Below are 3,119 nucleotides of genomic sequence, written 5' to 3'. Positions count from 1 at the left end.
GCCGCGGGCCTGCCGGTGGGCGGTGCGGGGGCGTAGCCGGTAGCGGCGGGTGAACTCGACGGCGATCTCGTCGTGGCTCATCCCGACCGCGCGCATCCGTTCCCGCAGCGCGTCCTGTTCCACCCGCCGGCTCGGCCTACTCATGACGACGCCGCGCCCCTCTTCCCCGTCACCGTGATCCCCCTTTCCATCCGGGACAGGTCCACGGTAGTCGTGCGATCACGCCTCGGGAAGCAAGAGGGGGCGTGCGACCCGAATTAATGCACCCTGCCGGGGGGTGTTACTCCAGGTCGGAGGGGGTGCGGGGAGCGGAACTGTTTCTTCGGGCTGGCGGGAATGTCCGTCGTCCTTGTCAGGGCGATGGTGGTAGCGGTTCCCCGATGTCTACTCTCAGTGAGGTCTGTTCCTATGATGAGGACCGCCCCCGCGACGGCCGCGCTCCCCGACGCCGCCTTCGACGCCAAGCCCAGATCCGACGCGGCGAGCAAGGGAGAGCGTCGACGAGCGTGCGTCACCCCGGCCGGCGCGGACCGGCTGGCGGCGAGGTCTGCGTGATGACCGCCGACGGCTTCGAGTCCACCGGACATGACGATCCCAACATTGCGAGGATCTACGACTACCTGCTCGGCGGCGCCCACAACTTTGCCGTCGACCGTGACGCCGCAGCGAAGCTGACGCAGGCGTGGCCGCAAATCCAGCAGGCCGCGCGGGTCAATCGGGCGTTCCTGGGCGAGGCGGTGCGCTACCTCGCCGGCCCGGCGGGTATCCGCCAGTTCCTCGACATCGGTTCGGGCATGCCGACGATGGGCAACGTCCACGAGGTCGCCTACGGCGTCGCGCCGGACGCGCGGGTCGCCTACGTCGACAACGACCCGGTCGCCGTCGCGAACAGCCAGATCCTCCTCGCGCGCACGCCCGCCGCGGTCGCCATCGAAGGCGATCTCCACCGTCCCGAGGAGATTCTCCAGCACCCGGACGTCACCGGGCTGCTCGACCTGTCCCAACCGGTCGGGCTTCTGCTGGTCGCGATCCTGCACTTCTTCGACGACGACGCCCACCCGGAACGGTTGATCGGCGCGCTGCGGGACGCGCTCCCCGCGGGCAGCTACCTGGTGCTCACCCATGCCACCGGTGACGGACAGGCCGAGGCCGTCACCGATGCCGCGACGTTGTACCGGCGCACGACGGCGCCGTTCCGGCTGCGGAGCCGGACCGAGGTCCTGCGGTTCTTCGACGACTGTGACCTGATCGAGCCCGGCGTGGTCCTCCTTCCCGGCTGGGCCGACGACCGGCAGCAGTCCCGGACGGCAACGTCCGAGGATCGGCTGCCGATCTACGCCGGTATCGGGCGCATCCGGTGAGCCCGCTGTCCGGCTGTTCGGCGTGCTGGTCGGACGGCGACGTCACCCGCCTTCTCGCCTACGCCGAAGGGCGGATCGCCGCCGCGACCGCCCACCTGTGGCCGCAGGCGCAGGTGGCGTTCGGGCCGATGGTCACGGGAGGCAGTGCGGTGGTGCGCCGGGTGCAGGTCGACGGCGAGACGCTGTGCGCGACGCTGCACCCGAGGGGGGCAACGCTGGCGAGCGTGGTGCGCGGCGACCACGGCGATCTCACCGCGGTGCTGACCGGCGACGACGGGCCGCGGGCCGACAGGACTGACCAGGAGGCCGAGCAGCTCACGGCGCTGGCCGTCTACAGCGGCCTGCGGATCGCGGCACCGGCCGCGACGGCGGACGGGGTGCTGTTCACCCGCTGGGTGACGGGCACGAGCCTGGCCGGCCGGGTCCAGGCCCGGCCGGCGGTGCTGACCGAGCTGCTGATGACGCTGATGGACGACCTCACCGAACTGCACCGCGATCCGGCGGGGCCGCTGCGGCAGGCCGCCGCGCCCACCGGCCCCCGCGCCCTTCCCCGCGTGGTCACCGAGGCGTTGAGCCACCCGACCGACCACCTCCACCCGCAGCCCCCGTACGCCGGCGAGGTCAGCGAGGCCAAGGCACTCACGCGCAGCCTCGCGGCCCGGCTCGCACGGCTCGCCTCCGCGCTGGACCCGGTGCTGCTCGCCCGCGCCGGCGTCGCCTTCGGCGCCCTCACCCCGACCCACGTGCTCTACCCCGCCAGCGCGCCTGGCGCTGTGCTGGTCTCGCCCGCACTCGGCCCTGGCGGGGAACCCGCGGACACCGGAACGCTGCTCGGCCACCTGCACCTGATAGCCCTCGACTGCCCGCCACCGATCCGCTCGGAGATCGTCGAAGGCGTCGAAGCGTGGCTGGCCGGGCGGCTCGCCACCCGTCGCGGTGAATGGCGAGGCTGGCTGGCCGCGGTGCTCACGATCTGGGCCGCCACCGTGTACGACACCGTCGCCACCGCCCTGACGCTGTCCGCCGACGCCCTGCCGCTCGAACCGTTCCTGTCCGGCCTGCCGCGCCGTCCGCTGCCGGCCTTGGCCGGTCTCGATGTTCTGACCCGGACACTGCGCCGCCACGGCGCCGACGCGGCGCTGAACGCCACCCTCAGCGCCCTCGCCGCCGACCCGACCAGCCGCGCCGGTTCCGACCCGGCGCAGACAACCCCACCCCGCTGATCACGCCGTCCCACCCTTGTCTGGAGAAGGCCCGCCCCATGGTCACCACGTCTCCGAGCCGAGTACCGGACACCCGGTCACCGCTCACCTCCCGCGCCGCCCCCGCTCCGCTGCCTGCGGCCTCACTGCTCCTCGCCGCCGGCCGCGCGCCCACGGCCCGGTGATCATAACCGAGCGGCGGATGGACCGGCGCACGCACGACGGGGATCTTCACCCGCCGGACCGTGCCTTCGAGCGGCTTCGCTGCACGGCGGTTCGCCTCCTCGACGCGCACGTCAGGAACGACGGCCGATGCGACAGCTGTGGGTGCGGATGGCCGTGCCGAATCGTGCTCCTCGCCGAAAACAACCTCGCTCTCGTACACGACGTCACTCCCGTGCCGGTTCCGCCCTGCGGCATCGCGGCGCCCGCCGCCGCCGACGAGGGGCACCGGCCGGTCGATCCACCGGCTGCGCCGCTTCCGCACGGCCTTCCTCATGGCCGTCCCCCCGCCGCGCCGTCGACGGACATAGGCAAGCCTTTCGGGCCCGAGAGC

The 3,119-nt window shown here is 72.8% G+C and carries 4 protein-coding genes; all 4 read left to right on the top strand.

What is annotated here, in order from left to right; genetic code table 11:
- Nucleotides 1-408: 408 nt before the first annotated feature.
- The gene (locus NBZ85_RS29490; RefSeq protein ID WP_261563211.1) at nt 409-555 is read left to right on the top strand and encodes a hypothetical protein; all 147 of its coding nucleotides are present in this window, start codon (nt 409-411) and stop codon (nt 553-555) included.
- Nucleotides 555-1,361 carry an SAM-dependent methyltransferase gene (locus tag NBZ85_RS29485; RefSeq protein ID WP_256790466.1) on the top strand — a complete coding sequence of 269 codons (807 nt, stop codon included), beginning with the start codon at nt 555-557 and terminating at the stop codon, nt 1,359-1,361. The genes NBZ85_RS29490 and NBZ85_RS29485 overlap by 1 nt, the downstream gene beginning before the upstream one ends.
- Nucleotides 1,358-2,584 (top strand): hypothetical protein, encoded by a 1,227-nt coding sequence (locus tag NBZ85_RS29480; RefSeq protein WP_055752732.1) that lies wholly within the window; start codon nt 1,358-1,360, stop codon nt 2,582-2,584. Before NBZ85_RS29485 ends, NBZ85_RS29480 begins: the two co-directional genes overlap by 4 nt.
- Before the next feature lie 328 nt (nt 2,585-2,912).
- Nucleotides 2,913-3,119 (top strand): hypothetical protein (locus tag NBZ85_RS29475; protein ID WP_261563209.1); only part of this gene is annotated, 207 nt, incomplete at its 3' end.

The sequence above is a fragment of the Frankia tisae genome (assembly GCF_025403405.1).
Taxonomy (GTDB): Bacteria; Actinomycetota; Actinomycetes; order Frankiales; family Frankiaceae; genus Frankia; species Frankia tisai.
Note: the sequence above shows the minus strand (reverse complement) of the source record. Positions and strands in the feature narration are given on the sequence as shown.